Genomic DNA, 15,589 nt, shown 5'->3' with positions numbered 1-15,589 from the left:
AACGACTAAGCTAAATAAGGTCCCACCTTGCCCTGGTCTTCTCGATACACAGCACTCAACCAACTGATGGAGCCGATGCGAAATGTTACGATACTTAGTTACCCTGCAAGTTGCCGATAAACCGGGATTGGTCGAACAGATAGCCCATAGCGTTAGCCGCCACGGCGGTAATTGGCTCGACTCTGAACTGCGCCACATCGACGGTATCTTCGCGGCTATTTTGCTACTCGAAGTGCCCGCGGCTAACTGGGACACACTGCTGGAAAACCTAGAGTGTATCGAAGGCCTGACCCTCACCTACGCTAAAACCCGCAAGGCACTGGCACCAAAAACCATCCGCCGCTACTCCTTGGTGGCCTATGACAGACCCGGGCTGGTACATGACATTTCAAATAAGATCAACGAGCTGGGAGCCAACATCGAACGTCTCTCCACCCATTACGAGACCGCTAGTCACACGGGTGTCGCCCTGTTTCGTGCCAACTTTAGCTTAAGCGTAAAAGATGAAGCCGCCGAGCAGCGGCTCACTCAGGCGCTATATACCATAGGTGACGACGTAGTACTGGATATTGTCGATTAACACCTAATTCTTAATAAACGCTCAAACAAAAAGCGGCAGTTATGCCGCTTTTTGGTGTCTCGATTTTATCAAATACCGCAGCGGCAACTGGCTTATCAACATCCCCAGCAGCATCAAGCCACAGCCAAAAAGCGCCCGACCTGACAGACTTTCACCCAGAAATAACATGCCACCTATGGCGGCAAATACCGTCTCCAGGCTTAAGATAATGGCCGCGTGGGCCGGATGAGCATGCTTTTGCGCCAACACCTGCAGCGTATAGGCCACCCCGACAGAGACCAAACCGGCATAGGCCAGTGCGCCCCAGGCGGCTTGAATGCCCGCCATGCTAGTGGTCTCCATAGCCAAAGAGACCACAAAACTGGCCAGAGCGCACACCAAAAACTGGCCACAAGCTAATACCACAGGAGCAACTCTACGGGCAAAATGGTCCACCGCCAGTATATGCATCGCCCAAAAGAGTGCGCCAACCAGCTGCAAACCATCACCGTATGCGATGGTAAAATTCTCACCCACACTTAAGAAATAGAGCCCCACCGCGGCGACGGCGCAACCAAGCCAAGTGTTGCTGCCGGTGCTGTGTTTTAAAAACAACCCGAGCACTGGCACCAGCACTATATAGAGCCCGGTAATAAAACCAGCATTAGCGGCCGTGGTGTGCAATAAGCCAACTTGCTGGAAAGAAGCTGCGATAAATAAAATACCGCCACATCCAAGTGACCCTATGAGTACTTGGCGTAAAAAATCTTTGTCAGCCACGCCTTTGAGTCTGCCCCGACGTTTCAATATCCAGATCAGTGGCAGCAAACTCAGTGCGCCAATCACAAAACGCAGACCATTAAAGGCAAAAGGCTCGAGACTCTCCATCCCCAGACGCTGCGCCACGAAGCCAAAGCCCCAAATGGCAGCCGCCATCAATAACATCAAATTCGCCACACTTCCCCCAAACCTCTATAAGCCAATAGCAGGCGACTATTCTGCCGAGGCGATGATCACTTTACAATGGTGTGTGCAGAATAAAAAACGGCGCCTCAATCTAAAAGACCGGGCGCCAAATACACAAGTACAAAAAGGGCCTCATCCCTGAGGCATTACAGACAGAAAGTGAATCGTAAAACCTAAAAATCTCCGATAGCTAGCGGCCTTATCACGCTGTGGTCAGCCCAGGTAAAGCCGCATGCTCACCAGGAGCCCAAAGCCAGGCAGCCCCTCGAACACCCGATGAAGCACCGTGGCGATTTTTCACCACCTGCGTCGCACACTCGCCACCAAGCACATACTTGGGAAGTAGTGCAGGCAGATACTCATAAATCAGATCTATGTTGGAGACACCTCCACCAAGCACGATCAGATCGGGATCCAATGCGTTTATCACATGAGCCAGCGCCCGAGCCAGACGATCGATAAAACGACCAAATGCCGCCTCGGCCAGAGGGTCGCCCTTGGCCATCAAGGCGACGATCTCGATACCGCTGGCAGCCTCGCCGCCATGAGCGCGAAAGTCACGTACAAAACCGGTACCGGATACGAAGGTCTCGATACAGTCGGCATTGCCGCAAAAACAGCGTGTAGAGTTGAACTCGTCGGCCGTCATCCAAGGCAAGGGGTTATGGCCCCATTCGCCGCCGATGCCGTTGCCACCGCCGTGTACCTTATGGTTAATGGCGATCCCGGCGCCACAGCCTGTTCCCAGTATGGCGCCAAACACCACAGCTTTACCTGCACCGCTACCGTCGACCGCTTCAGAAAGCGCAAAGCAGTTGGCATCGTTGGCGATACGCACTTCACGTGACAGCATAGCTCCCAAGTCTTTATCCATAGGTTGGCCGTTGAGCCATACTGCATTGGAGTTTTTTACCCTACCAGTGACTGCAGATACCACTCCAGGGATCCCTATGCCAATGCTGGCCACCTGGCCGGTCTCGTTTTCAGAAGCGTGAACCAGGGATGCTACCGCCTCCAGCGTGGCACGGTACTCCTTTGGTGTGGCAACGCGTTTGCGAAACACCTCTTCGCCATTGTCGTTCAGGGTCACCAACTCAATCTTGGTGCCGCCCAGATCTATCCCACTTCGGTACATGCTGCTCTCCAAATACCTGTTAAATCATTAAAGTGACTGATGCTTGCCGCAATCTGACAGCAAAACATGAGGCGATGGCGAATCGCTACTTGGTGCTTTGGCCTCTTCAATCGCGATATTCGCCAAGGTGAGTACATCACCCGCACCAAGCGCTAAGGTCATGGGGCTAAACACGCTACTCAGCTCATTGACACCAAGGCCAAAGCAGCTAAGTGGTACCTGATAGCGACGCCATTGGCCATCGGCCACCAAACTCGTACTCAGATTAAGCGCCTGACCACATGCACCTTCGCACTGCATGGAAAGCTCTGCATTGGCAGGTGTTTTCTCAAGCACAGCATCAAAGCCCAGCACCGCTGTTTTACGATTAAAGCGGCGCAGGTCCATGGGGAAATCATCCCTAAAACTCAAGCGTCCAGCAGCGGCAAAGCTAAAGCGGCGCGCATCTTCTTGTACCTCTCGGTTAATGCTTCTTACCGACCAGGGCCCTTGCTGCCATACTCCTGCCCCTACCCTATGCATGCTAGCCTCGTCCCCTACGGCCAGATGCCAGGGCGCCTTCAGAGCCTTATTGAAAATGGCCAGTCTGGTTGGAACCCCTTCATCACCGCTAGACTCATCTAGCTTGGCAAGCGAGGCATCCTCTTGATAACTAAAACCTTCCCAAAGGGGGAACAGTGGCGCCTTCGACGATTCAGCCTGGGTGCTTGCATTGATACCCGCTAATTGAAAACCATCGTCAGCAGGGGTTGCAGGCCATGGAAACGGCAGACGTCCAACAAAGTCCTGTCTTGGCTTTGCCGCTTTATCGCCTACCAGCACATCGGCCACACCTGCGCCCTCGCTGCCTGGTAGCCAAGCAGCGACAAAGGCATCTGATGCGTTAAGCTCAGGGTTCATCCATAGCGGTCGGCCTGACAAGAACACAGACACCAAGGGCAAATCTGCCGCCTTGACGCGTGCTAACATGGCCAAATCACGCTTATCGCCACGCTGGTATTCAAGATTATCCAGGTCGCCATTGCCCTCGGCGTAAGGCGACTCACCAAACACAGCTACCACTAGGTCCGGCTTAAAATCTTCGGGGATACTGCCATCGACACTGAGACGTGCCTCACCGCCGCCGGCCTTAAGCGCCTCGGCGAACCCAGCAAATATAGAGGTGGCACCTGGGAAGTCAGCATTGGTCACGTCAGTACCCTGCCAGGTCATGCTCCAGCCACCAGACTGCTGGGGAACATTATCCGCCCCTTCACCTATCACCAGCACCTTGGCAGATGACTTGATGGGCAACAAAGGCGCCCCATCAACTGGGTTGTTTTTCAGCAGTACCAAAGACTCTGCCACCGCTTTTCTAGCAAGCGCCCTGTGCTCAGGATGTCCAATCCAGCTGGCATCACCGGCAAACAGTCGTTTTGCGGGAGACACCCCATCAAAGAGTCCGGCGCGCAGCTTAACCCGCAAAATACGCTTCACCGCATCATCGAGACGACTTTTCGGTACGGCACCAGATTTAACGTCGGCAATGGTATTAGGATAAAGCGCCTTCCAGCTATCACCAGGGGCCATCAAAATATCCACCCCCGCGTTGATCGCGGCGGCGCAGCGCTCATAGCTGCAGCCTGGCACAAAGCCATGCCCCAACCAATCGCCTACCACAACACCGTCAAATCCCAACCGCTGTTTAAGCACTTGAGTAAGGAGATACTGGCTGCCATGAAGCTTTTCACCATTCCAGCTGTTAAACGAAGCCATCACGGTTTGCACGCCTTGCTCAAGCGCCCCTACATACCCCAGTCCATGCCTGGCGATAAGGGTCTGTTCATCTACCCGGGTATCGCCTCGGTCATCGCCATTTTCTGTGCCGCCATCACCAATGAAATGCTTGGCAGTCGCCAGAGTATGCTCGCCATCCAGCCAGGCATCACCCTCGCCCTGCATACCTGCCACAAAGGCGCGAGCATAACGTTCAATCAGTTCTGGATCGCGGGCATAACCTTCGTAAGTTCGACCCCAGCGCAGGTTGTCCACCAGCGCCACAGTGGGGGCAAACACCCAGTCGATGCCCGTCGCCCGCACTTCCTTGGCCGTCGCTGCCGCGATTGCTTTGATAAGCGCTGGGTTTTGCGCGGCGCCCAAACCTATGTTGTGCGGGAACAAGGTCGCACCAAACACATTGCCATGACCATGTACCGCATCCGTACCCCATATGGGCGGTATGGCAATGCCATCTAGCTCAGTATCCATGGCCGCCTGATACATAGCATCGGCAAGCTTTACCCAATCGGCTGCGGTGGCCTTGCTATTGTTACCTGGAAAAGAACCGCCACCGTTTAAGAAAGAACCAAAACCAAAGCGGCGCATATCCTCTACGCTAAAATCACGTATTTCAGGCTGGATGATTTGCGCCACCTTCTGCTCAAGGCTCATCTGCTCAAGCAGTGCATCAACCCGGGCCTCAAGGGTGGCATCTACAGGCGCGCGATACACGCCTTGTGGCCACAACTCGACACGTTTGCCATCTATGAATGAGCCAGTTTCTGCGGTTGTTCCCCCGCTTGGCGCCGCCATCACAGTGGTCAACCCCAGCACGCCACAGATCAGCACCGCTGTTCGCGTTAGCGTCCGTTTCATGCGCGTTCCTCCGCAGGCTTTGACCCGTTAAGTCCATAAAACAAGATATAGGCGTAACAAAGAACCGGCAGTAAGAAGGACACGGATAAGCCCGCCGCATCGGCAAGCATACCTTGAGCCAGTGGTACGACTGCTCCACCCACAATCGCCAGACATAAGATACCGCTACCCTGTGCAGTGGCTGGGCCTAAGTTTTTCAAAGCCAAACTGAAAATAGTAGGGAACATAATAGAGTTAAACAGGCCCACAGCCAGAATCGACCACATGGCCACGGCCCCTTCGCTGACCACAGCAACCACCACCAGGAGCGCTGCCATGGTGGCATTAAAGCCGAGCACCTTGCCCGCCGGAATTTTTTGCATCACAGCAGCCCCGATAAAGCGACCGACCATGGCGCCTCCCCAGTAAAAGGCGATATAGTGCGCCGCTTCGGCTTCAGCCATTGCCGCCACATGAGCTTGACCGAGGAAATTCACCAGCAAACTGCCGATAGCCACTTCGCCGCCCACATACACAAAAATACCGACAGCCCCTAATACCAGATGACGATGACTCAGCGCCGAAACCGGCTTACTTGCCTCAGCACCTGTTAGGGTTTCTTCTTCCTGCCCTTGAATATGGGGTAATTTAAGCAGCGCAAACACCACAGCCAGGATGAGCAACATGCCACACAGGAGCAGATACGGCAGTTTGACCGCTTCGGCCTCTGCTTGCGCTGATGCTTCCACCGCGACCGACAAAATCAGCACTGAACCAAAAGCTGGCGCAACTGTGGTGCCAAGGGAGTTAAACGCCTGAGTCAGTGTCAGGCGGCTCGATGCCGTCTCCACCGAACCTAGCGCTGTCACATAGGGGTTCGCTGCCACCTGCAACACGGTAATACCGCTGGCCAAGACGAAAAGCGCGCCCAGAAATAACCCGTAGCTGGCTATAGCCGCTGCCGGATAAAACAGGCCACAGCCAAGCGCAGCGATGAGCAGCCCCAACACTATGCCCTTTTGATAACCCAAGCGTTTTACCATGACGCCCGCTGGCACGGATACCAAGAAGTAAGCGCCGAAGAAGCAGAACTGGATCAGCATCGCCTGGGTATAATTTAAGTTAAATACCGCTTTAAGATGCGGAATTAGAATGTCATTCAGGCAGGTAATAAACCCCCACATAAAAAACAAAGTCGTCAATGAGACCAACGCAAAACGGTTGTTTTCCGTCTGGCCGCCTTGCGATACTGCAACACTCTGGCTAGGTGTGGTTGCCATCTTCTCTCCCCTAAATTTGCTGCGTTGGGCAGTGTGAACCATATTGGTGATTGACCTTTTTCGGTTCTGCCACTAGATTAATGTAAGCGCTTTCATTTTTAACATTACCTTAACCCTTGTCAACCTATTTTGCCCAAGGAATCATTGAATCCATAAGGGTCAGTGGCAGGCACCACAGGTGAGTAGGGATAATTTCAGGAACAGAACAACAATGAAACAAATACCAGCATTCACACTACCGAGTGATTCGGCCATGATGCAAAAAGACTTTTTGTTCGGGGTCGCCACTGCTTCTTTTCAAATTGAAGGTGATCTTCACCATCGCCTTCCCTGTATTTGGGATACTTTTTGCGCCCAGCCCGGTAAGATTGCCGATGGCTCGAATGGCGAAGTGGCCTGTGATCATATCAACCGCTGGCGCGAAGATGTGGCGTTAATCGCTTCCCTCGGTGTCGATGCTTACCGGTTGTCAATCTCCTGGGGGCGAGTGCTGAACCAGGATGGCAGCATCAATCGTGAGGGAATGGCGTTTTACTCTGGCCTGATCGATGCGCTTAACCTGCGTAATATCAAGGTGTTTGTTACCTTATATCACTGGGATTTACCTCAACATCTTGAAGATAAGGGAGGCTGGCTTAACCGAGATACTGCCCTCGCCTTCGCCCATTACACCCGCATTGTGGTTCAGGCACTAGGAGATCGTGTCTATGCCTACTCCACGCTTAACGAACCATTTTGCAGCGCCTTTCTTGGCTATGAGGTAGGTATTCACGCCCCCGGACATTGCAGTCGCAAGGAAGGCCGTGCCGCCGCCCATCACCTGCTGTTAGCTCATGGCCTGGCCATGGCTGAAATTCGCCGTTTCGCCCCCCATGCCAAGGCTGGCATAGTCCTTAACTTCAGCCCCGCCTACGCCTTCCAGGACTGCGAAGCAGATCGAGAGGCTGCCCGCAAAGCTCATGAATACCATAATATTTGGTATTTGATGCCACTGATGGAAGGACGTTATCCCGACATCATCAATAGCCTAGACACAGATGAGCAGCCACCCGTACAGCCCGGTGACATGGAGATCATTCAAGAGAAAATGGATTACCTCGGCATTAACTATTACACCCGTAATGTGTATCAAGCCGGTGGCGATCTGGGCTTTGAGGACGTGCGCATAGCGAATGTTCCCCGCACAGCCATGGACTGGGAGATCTGCCCAGATGCCTTTACCGATCTGTTAAAGGACCTGTCACAGACATTTGACCTGCCACCTATCTACATCACGGAGAACGGCGCCGCCGAAGACGATATGGTCCGCGAAGGTGAGGTACATGACCCAATGCGACTCGACTATCTACAATCACACCTGCTGGCAGTACATGACGCGATTGAAGCGGGCGTAGAGGTTAAAGGCTACTTCGCCTGGAGTTTGATGGATAACTTCGAATGGGCCGAAGGCTATCGTAAACGCTTTGGCTTGGTATACGTTGACTACACCACCCAAGAGCGCACCCTCAAATCGAGCGCTAAGGCCTACCAAGAAATGCTTGCACTCAGACACTCGCTAAGCCAACAATAACAAAGGAGGTCGCCATGTTAAGCGTCAGAGAAAAAATCGCCTACGGGCTTGGCGATACCGCCAGCAACATAGTATTCCAAACCGTCATGCTGTTTTTGACATTTTTCTACACCGACATTTTTGGAATATCGGCCGCCTTTGTTGGCACCATGTTTTTAGCCGTACGCATAATGGATGCGGTGACCGATCCCCTGATGGGCTACTTTGCCGATCGCACCAAGACCCGTTTCGGCCGCTATCGTCCCTACCTGCTTTGGTTTGCCTTCCCTTTTGGCGCCATCAGTGTGCTGGCGTTTACCACACCCGACTTTAGCGAAAGCGGCAAAGAGATCTATGCCCTAATCACCTATGCGTTATTGATGCTGGCCTATACCGCTATCAACATCCCCTATTGTGCCCTCGGCGCGGCCCTGACCACCAATCCGGCCGAACGGGTGTCGGTGCAATCCTACCGCTTTGTGTTTGCCATGTTGGGTGGACTCATGGTCACTTCCCTCACCCTGCCCCTGGTGGATTTTTTTGGTGAAGGAGACAAGGCCAAGGGCTATCAGCTCACTATTCTTGCCATGAGCATAGTGGGCACTGTGATGTTTCTGCTCTGTTTTGCCGGCACCAAGGAACGGGATTTCTCTACTGATGATAGCGGCGATGATCCAAAGGCTGCAGCCAAGGCGCTGTGGGCCAATGATCAGTGGCGAGTACTGTCGGGAGCGGCCATCTTCTTGCTCACCGGTCTGGTACTCAAATCGACGCTCGCCATCTATTACGTCAAATATGTGCTGGGACGCGAGGAGATGATCAGTCTGTTCGTCACCTGCGGCGTGATCGGCAATATCTTTGGGGTGGGACTGGCGAAAAAGCTTGCCGACAAGGTATGTAAGGTCAAGGCCTATATCCGGCTACAGCTGATTGCCGCAGCACTTTGCCTGCTCGCCTGGTTTGTCCCAAGCGATCAATATATGCTGGCACTGGTGCTCTATGTCGCCTGGAACTTCACCATCAATATGGGCACCCCCCTGTTATGGGCCAAAATGGCTGATACCGTGGATTATGGCCAATTTAAAACCGGGGTGCGCACCACTGGATTGGTCTACTCATCGGTGATCTTCTTTATCAAGCTTGGCCTGGCTATAGGCGGGGCCTTAGCCGGTTGGCTGCTTGCCGTCTACGGATATCAGGCTGATACCACCCAAAGCCAGGACACACTGAATGGCATGGTGCTCTGTTTTACCCTGTATCCGGCACTGGCTTCAATCGCAGTTGCCTTTATCATGCGACGCTATACACTAGACAGTCAGCGCGTGGCACAAATCAGTCTGGCGCTGGAACAAAAACATTCAGGCACATAGCAGTTCAAGGAAAGCCAGCTCTCATGGCCACAATTTATGACGTTTCCATCCTGGCAGGCGTGTCGCTAGCGACCGTCTCCCGGGTAGTCAACAACACAGGCAAAGTCAGCGAAAAGACATGCAAAAAAGTCCATGATGCCATGGAGCAGCTGGGTTATCGTCCTAACAGCATAGCCCAGTCATTGGCGTCCAACCGTTCTAACAGTGTTGGCGTCTTGGTCTCCCAGCTCGATGGTCCTTTTTACGGTCCCTTGATGCGGGAAATCGAATCGGTACTACGCGCTGCCAACAAGCATGTGATCATTGCCGCCGGACACAGTGATGCAGCCCAGGAAAAGGATGCGGTAGAGTTTCTGTTGTCTCGCGGCTGCGATGCGCTGATTGTGGATGCCGAAATCCTCTCCAATGAATACTTGCAGAAACTCTGCAAGGGCAAAACCCCTGTGGTACTGATCAACCGCCATGTGGATGGCATTGAAGATCGCTGTGTACACCTGAATAATCTCGAGGGCGGCCTGCTTGCCAGTCGCCACGTGCTGGAACACGGTCATCAGCAGGTGGCCTACATTTCCGGGCCGCTCTTTAAGCTCGATGCCAGAGAACGTCTCGAAGGCCATAAACAGGCGCTGACAGAAAAAGGGCTAACCTTCGATGAACGGCTGTTTTTTGAAGGCGATTTTCGTGAAGAAGGTGGCTATGAGGGCATGGAGGTGCTATTTGAGCGTGGTCAGCCCTTTACCGCTGTGGTGTGCGCCAACGATCAGATGGCATCGGGTGCTATTGCGCTCTGCCTCGAGCGAGGATTACAGGTCCCCCAGGATATCTCCTTCGTGGGATTCGACAATATCCCCTTCCCCAGGTATATCTCTCCCAAGCTCACAACCGTGTGTAACCCGATACAAGATATGGGACACATGGCGGCCAATTGGGTCTTAAAAGAGGTGTATGACAATCGCGAGGTGAACTTTAGTCATCGCTTCGAACCTGAGCTGGTTGTACGAGAATCGGTTCAACCTCCTAAGGCATAATCTATTTTTTCTCCATCCAGGGGTGACAAAATCTGAAAAACTGTAAGCGCTTACATTTTTTCAGATGATTATTTGAACGCCCCGACATACCATCTAAATCACGCCATTACAATGAGTTAGATTAAGTTATGGCGAATATCCCAAAAATTTAGCCAAACATTTTTCCAACATTTGACCCACAAATGGTTGACATAAAAACGTCATCATCTTAATTTATGTAAGCGCTTACATTTATACTCGCAGGCGAAGTTGTATGCAAACCTGTAAGCTTTACAACAATAGCGTCCCGAGCTGCACCGCAGCCAAGGGTCTCTGGGAGAGGAACCTGATGCAACAATTACAATTCAAAAAATCAAAGCTAGCTACCAGTGTATCTCTGGTACTGGGCTTTCTGTCTGCCCTACCCGCCATTGCCGAAGAAGCCCCTGTGGTGAACGGTGATATCGAAGTTATCCAAGTCACAGGTGTACGAGGTTCGCAGGCTAAAGCCATGGAACTCAAACGCCAATCCGCCGGTGTAGTGGATGCCATTTCTGCCGAAGATATCGGTAAATTCCCCGACACCAACCTAGCCGAATCGCTACAACGAATCACTGGTGTGTCTATCGACCGTGTCAACGGTGAAGGCAGCAAGGTGACAGTACGTGGCTTTGGCCCCGATTTTAACCTGGTACTACTGAATAACCGTACTATGCCCACCGCTCAGGTAGCTGGCGAATCGACCCGTTCGTTCGAATTTGCTAACCTCGCCTCTGATGCGGTCAGCGGTGTAGAAATTTACAAAACCGGTAAGGCCGATGTCAGCTCTGGTGGCATAGGTTCAACCATTAACATCCGTACTGCCCGCCCTTTCGACACCCGTGATCTTGTGGCCAACATTGGCGTGAAGGCCCATCATGACACTAGCGTAGAAGATGGCAGCTCTGTGACACCTGAGATCTCAGGTATTTTCAGCAACACCTTCTTGGATGACTCTTTCGGTCTGGGTTTATCAGCCTCTTACCAGAAGCGCGACAGCAACACCAAGAAAGCCACGATTGACGGATGGCGCCAGAACATAGATGGCGAGTTAAACCCTAACGCCGTCGTAGTAAACGAGAACAAAAACCCTTACGGCAATACCTTCTACGCCCGTAACATAGGGTTTGCCAGCCAGGATACCGAGCGTGAACGTACCAACGCTCAGCTGGTATTCCAGTATGCCCCTAACGATGACATCGAAATGACGCTGGATTATACCTACTCCAAGCTGTCTGATGTCTCCAATACTGACACTTGGGGTCTATGGTTCTCAGGTCCAGGCAACGCCACCGAAGCTCATATCAATGAAAACGGCACCTTTGATTATGTGACCGAAGTGGGCGGCGACTACTCAAGTACCATGCAGCAAAACGCTTCAGACAATATCAATAATTCGCTTGGCTTTAACATTAAATGGCAGGCGACAGATAACCTTGCGCTAAGCTTCGATGCCCATGATTCTAATGCCACCGCCGAAGGTACATTGGGTGACTATGCCGATAACAAGTTCTTTATCCTAGGCGCGCTCAACATCGCCGACAAGACCTATGATGCTACCAGCACAGAGATCCCGCTGCTTGGTGCCAACTATGGCACACTCAACCCCAACGGCGAGCCACACCTGCTGCCTGAGCATTATGCCTCGCTATTTGCCGGGGTTCGTGCCGGTCGCAACGAAACCGACGTTAACCAGTACCAGTTCGACGGACAATGGGTAAATGATAACAACGACGCCCTGTCATCTATCGACTTTGGTGTCTCTTTCACCTCTATGGAAACCCGTGCACAGGGCTCTTACACAGGCCCGATCAGCGCAGGCTGGTACGGCAACATGGGACTGTGGGAAGACGATGTAAGCTATGTGGGACTGGGCTCAGACTTCTTGTCTGACTTCTCAGGTGGTGGTAGCGACATGTTGATCCCCTACTACTACAGCTACGATCAGCAAGCCGCTATGGAAAAAGCCGAGGCTCTCTATGACGTAGAGTATGTCTCAGCACCTTGGCAGGACGATCACCTGATCGAGGAAGACACTACAGCTGCCTACATCCAGGTAAACATCGACAGCGAATTTAACGATATGCCTCTGAGTATCGTTGCCGGTTTACGCTATGAACAAACAAACGTTACTGCCAGCTCCATGCAACAAGAAGCTCAGCAACTGGTTTGGCTAAACCCCACAGAGTGGCAAACCGTTTATGCCGATGATTTCTCTTACAGCCATGAAACCCATGACTACAAAGAGTTTTTACCAAACTTAGATATTAACCTGGAAGTGGTTGAGAACCTGGTTGCACGTTTGAGTTATAGCCGTACCATTACACGCCCAACCTTAGCGTCAATGCGTGCCACTACCGCTCTGACACCCATCCCGAAAGTCGGTTCGCGTACTGGTTTCGCCGGTAACACGTCGCTTAAGCCTTTCAGCTCGAATAACATCGATTTGTCGCTGGAATACTACTACGACGATGCCAGCTACGTATCTGTGGGTTACTTCAACAAGGAAGTGGAAAACTTCCTGATGAATACCATTGAAACCGTAGAATACGATCACCTGCGTGACCCATACTCAGGTCCAGCTGCCGAGCAAGCCCGTGCTGAGCTGATCGCCAACAATGAAACCCCAAGTGATGAAGCCGTGTTCCAATGGCTGATTGACAACGGTTATGGCAATGCCGACGGCCGCGTACCTCAATCAGGAAATGATCCCATTGCCGAGTGGAACATCAGCAAGCCTAACAACGTCGAAGATCTAAACATCAACGGCTTTGAGATTGCATGGCAACATTGGTTCTGGGATACAGGCTTTGGTTTTGCCGCTAACTACACCTTAGTAGATGGCGATACCGAGTATGACGTAGAGCGCGTGGACGAGCAGTTTGCCCTGCCCGGAATGTCTGACTCTGCCAACATGTCTGTATTTTATGAAAACTATGGCGTGCAGGCGCGTCTGGCCTACAACTGGCGCGATACCTTCCTGTCAGGCATGGGTCAGGCTGAAGCCGGTGGTCCTGCTCCTCAGTTCACTGAGGCCTATGGTCAGTTGGACATCAGCGTGAGCTATCAGATCACCGACGGCCTGTCCATCTTTGCCGAAGGCATCAACGTACTTGAGCAAGAAAAACGCGTCTACGGCCGCTACGAGGAGCAAATGCTGCTTGCACAGCAGAACGCTGCCCGTTACTCCGTTGGCGTACGTTACAACTTCTAAGCAAGAAAAACAGGCGCTATCAATTTAGCGCCTTGGGTGAGCCTACCCAGCTTTATAAGGTAGGCACCCTAACTGCAAACGAATATGGAAACCCTTTAGGTCATTGACAGGGATTAGGTCTTTGCCGCGGCACCCGCCGCGGCTTTTTTTATCTGTATCGACAGTAATCAAGTCTCTCAATGAAACTTTGCACATGGCCGACACTAACGAATCAAAATCGAGACTACATCAGATAGCTCAGCGTTAAACACTTCATCATCTTACCCGAATCGAATGACAACTTAGTGTCAAATAACCACCCTCAACCTAACTCGCTTTTGGAAAAAGTAAGTAGACCTTAGAATAAAGGTATTGGCTTTTTAGCTTGTAATCTTTAGCGGCATAGGTTTTTACTTCGCTAATGGTAGCGTTAACCGTCATGGTTTTGAATTGCCTGCGGCAGGCTTATGTGCAAGCACGCTTTTGGCACGCCGAGATTCCGTCCTTGGAGGCTTCACGGCGGCGTCCATGCCGCCGAGAGCCAAAAGCGTGCTTACACTGGTATCTATCGTCTCTTCGATTAAACGTTAATGGATAGCCTGACGCTTAAATTCAATTGGACATTTTCGAGTTAAAGCCTTAGCTCTAACCTGTCAGTTTCGGATAAAAATTTCTATGGGATAACGCCTCATGAAGTGGAAGTTAATGGTTGGATATAATCGCGAAGCGATTGCCTACTGTTAATTTTCCATTTAAATCACTTGTATGTGCCTTGTAAAGTGACCTTATTTGAAATATAGTTACCATGATAACTACATTTGAGGTAAAGGAAATATTTATGAATGAGCATACGTTTATTTTTGCCAAGATAACACCAAAACCAAAATACTTTGAAGTATCAAAAGAAGCTATTAAAGAAATTATATCTCAGACTCGAAATGAATCTGGGTGCTTAGAGTTCACACTCCATGAAGATGGAACTGGTAGTTTGTGCTTATACGAAGAATGGATTGATGACAATGCTTTGAAACTTCACCATGAAATGGATTATACAAAAGCTGTTTTTGAAGCTTACATTGACTGGTTAGCAACTCCCCCTGAAATAACTAAACTTAACAAACTAGCCTAAAGGTAAATATGTTTTTCCTAAAAGAACTTCCAACCAAAGCAATGCTTGATAAATATACAAGTGATTTAACAAGTGATGAGAAGAACTCAATAACTGAAGCTCTTAGCATAATGCGACAAGCAAGCCTTCTAGTAAGGAATATAGAAACCTATTTTTCTGTTCATGACCTTTCGCAACTAAGGTTTTTAATACTAATAGTTATTGATCGTGAGCCCGATAGAACCAGCCTCTATGCACATGAAATAGCATCACGTTTAGACGTATCACGGCCAGTATTGACAAGGACGTTAAAAAGATTAATTGAGGATGGCTTATTGACTTCGAGTAATGATGAAACCGATAAAAGAGCAAAGAAAATTACACTGACAAAAAAAGGGGTTACCTGCTTATCCGAGGTTCTTCCTGGATATTTTAATGAAATAAATAAATTAATGGGATAAATATGAAAGAAAAATTATTTAGAATTATTTTAACTTGGACGTGTGTTTATCCTATTGTTACATTACTAATTTTTACACTCACAACCCTAGATTTTCAATTACCCCTATGGCAACAGACTTTTGTAATAACAATGATTTTAGTTCCTATCATGGTTTTAATAATTGCGCCTAAAGTAACTGTAACGATAGATCGAATAGCACAATAGAAGGCACATAACGCCCCAATCTAGGAAATCCCCAGATAATTCCTTTTACAATCAATCAGTAGATACGCATGCTGCTGTTTGATCTAATCAATTTCGCCAAAAA

The 15,589-nt window shown here is 50.7% G+C and carries 11 protein-coding genes; 7 read left to right on the top strand and 4 right to left on the bottom strand.

Going from position 1 to position 15,589, the window contains the following annotated elements; all coding sequences use genetic code 11:
• Positions 1-82: 82 nt before the first annotated feature.
• Complete coding sequence (locus tag NY07_RS04945) at positions 83-580, top strand: glycine cleavage system protein R (RefSeq protein ID WP_033538244.1); 498 nt, start codon at positions 83-85, stop codon at positions 578-580.
• A 39-nt stretch (positions 581-619) separates the two neighbouring features.
• On the opposite strand, the gene NY07_RS04940 is transcribed toward NY07_RS04945, so the two are convergent.
• The 4 genes from NY07_RS04940 to NY07_RS04925 all read right to left on the bottom strand — a co-directional run bounded on the left by NY07_RS04940 (position 620) and on the right by NY07_RS04925 (position 6,553).
• Complete coding sequence (locus NY07_RS04940; protein WP_033538243.1) at positions 620-1,504, bottom strand: DMT family transporter; 885 nt, start codon at positions 1,502-1,504, stop codon at positions 620-622.
• Positions 1,505-1,727: 223 nt separating this feature from the next.
• On the bottom strand, positions 1,728-2,660 hold the full coding sequence (gene mak, locus NY07_RS04935; RefSeq protein WP_033538242.1) for a fructokinase: 933 nt from the start codon (positions 2,658-2,660) through the stop codon (positions 1,728-1,730).
• A gap of 27 nt (positions 2,661-2,687) precedes the next feature.
• The gene (locus tag NY07_RS04930; RefSeq protein ID WP_081953773.1) at positions 2,688-5,294 is read right to left on the bottom strand and encodes a glycoside hydrolase family 3 protein; all 2,607 of its coding nucleotides are present in this window, start codon (positions 5,292-5,294) and stop codon (positions 2,688-2,690) included.
• Positions 5,291-6,553, bottom strand: a complete 1,263-nt coding sequence (locus NY07_RS04925; RefSeq protein WP_033538241.1) for a sugar MFS transporter — start codon at positions 6,551-6,553, stop codon at positions 5,291-5,293. Before NY07_RS04925 ends, NY07_RS04930 begins: the two co-directional genes overlap by 4 nt.
• Before the next feature lie 211 nt (positions 6,554-6,764).
• Between NY07_RS04925 and NY07_RS04920 the strand changes: the two genes are divergently transcribed.
• The 6 genes from NY07_RS04920 (at position 6,765) to NY07_RS04895 (ending at position 15,280) form a co-directional block, all read left to right on the top strand.
• Complete coding sequence (locus NY07_RS04920; protein ID WP_033538240.1) at positions 6,765-8,123, top strand: GH1 family beta-glucosidase; 1,359 nt, start codon at positions 6,765-6,767, stop codon at positions 8,121-8,123.
• A gap of 14 nt (positions 8,124-8,137) precedes the next feature.
• The gene (locus NY07_RS04915) at positions 8,138-9,472 is read left to right on the top strand and encodes a glycoside-pentoside-hexuronide (GPH):cation symporter (RefSeq protein WP_033538239.1); all 1,335 of its coding nucleotides are present in this window, start codon (positions 8,138-8,140) and stop codon (positions 9,470-9,472) included.
• 23 nt (positions 9,473-9,495) lie between these two features.
• Positions 9,496-10,500 (top strand): LacI family DNA-binding transcriptional regulator, encoded by a 1,005-nt coding sequence (locus NY07_RS04910; protein WP_033538238.1) that lies wholly within the window; start codon positions 9,496-9,498, stop codon positions 10,498-10,500.
• A 328-nt stretch (positions 10,501-10,828) separates the two neighbouring features.
• Positions 10,829-13,732, top strand: a complete 2,904-nt coding sequence (locus NY07_RS04905) for a TonB-dependent receptor (RefSeq protein ID WP_033538437.1) — start codon at positions 10,829-10,831, stop codon at positions 13,730-13,732.
• An 817-nt stretch (positions 13,733-14,549) separates the two neighbouring features.
• Positions 14,550-14,840, top strand: a complete 291-nt coding sequence (locus tag NY07_RS04900; protein ID WP_033538237.1) for a putative quinol monooxygenase — start codon at positions 14,550-14,552, stop codon at positions 14,838-14,840.
• Positions 14,841-14,848: 8 nt separating this feature from the next.
• Entirely contained in the window at positions 14,849-15,280 is a 432-nt protein-coding gene (locus NY07_RS04895) for a MarR family winged helix-turn-helix transcriptional regulator (RefSeq protein WP_033538236.1), read from the top strand.
• The last annotated feature ends 309 nt before the right edge of the window (positions 15,281-15,589 follow it).

This window comes from Shewanella sp. ECSMB14101 (assembly GCF_000773485.1).
GTDB lineage: Bacteria > Pseudomonadota > Gammaproteobacteria > Enterobacterales > Shewanellaceae > Shewanella > Shewanella marisflavi.
This window is presented reverse-complemented; position numbering and strand designations above follow the sequence as displayed.

Coding starts and splice junctions, on each gene's coding strand:
- NY07_RS04945 (WP_033538244.1), top strand. CDS start 83: ATGTTACGATACTTAGTTACCCTGCAAGTTGCCGATAAACCGGGATTG.
- NY07_RS04940 (WP_033538243.1), bottom strand. CDS start 1,504: ATGTTATTGATGGCGGCTGCCATTTGGGGCTTTGGCTTCGTGGCGCAG.
- mak (WP_033538242.1), bottom strand. CDS start 2,660: ATGTACCGAAGTGGGATAGATCTGGGCGGCACCAAGATTGAGTTGGTG.
- NY07_RS04930 (WP_081953773.1), bottom strand. CDS start 5,294: ATGAAACGGACGCTAACGCGAACAGCGGTGCTGATCTGTGGCGTGCTG.
- NY07_RS04925 (WP_033538241.1), bottom strand. CDS start 6,553: ATGGCAACCACACCTAGCCAGAGTGTTGCAGTATCGCAAGGCGGCCAG.
- NY07_RS04920 (WP_033538240.1), top strand. CDS start 6,765: ATGAAACAAATACCAGCATTCACACTACCGAGTGATTCGGCCATGATG.
- NY07_RS04915 (WP_033538239.1), top strand. CDS start 8,138: ATGTTAAGCGTCAGAGAAAAAATCGCCTACGGGCTTGGCGATACCGCC.
- NY07_RS04910 (WP_033538238.1), top strand. CDS start 9,496: ATGGCCACAATTTATGACGTTTCCATCCTGGCAGGCGTGTCGCTAGCG.
- NY07_RS04905 (WP_033538437.1), top strand. CDS start 10,829: ATGCAACAATTACAATTCAAAAAATCAAAGCTAGCTACCAGTGTATCT.
- NY07_RS04900 (WP_033538237.1), top strand. CDS start 14,550: ATGAATGAGCATACGTTTATTTTTGCCAAGATAACACCAAAACCAAAA.
- NY07_RS04895 (WP_033538236.1), top strand. CDS start 14,849: ATGTTTTTCCTAAAAGAACTTCCAACCAAAGCAATGCTTGATAAATAT.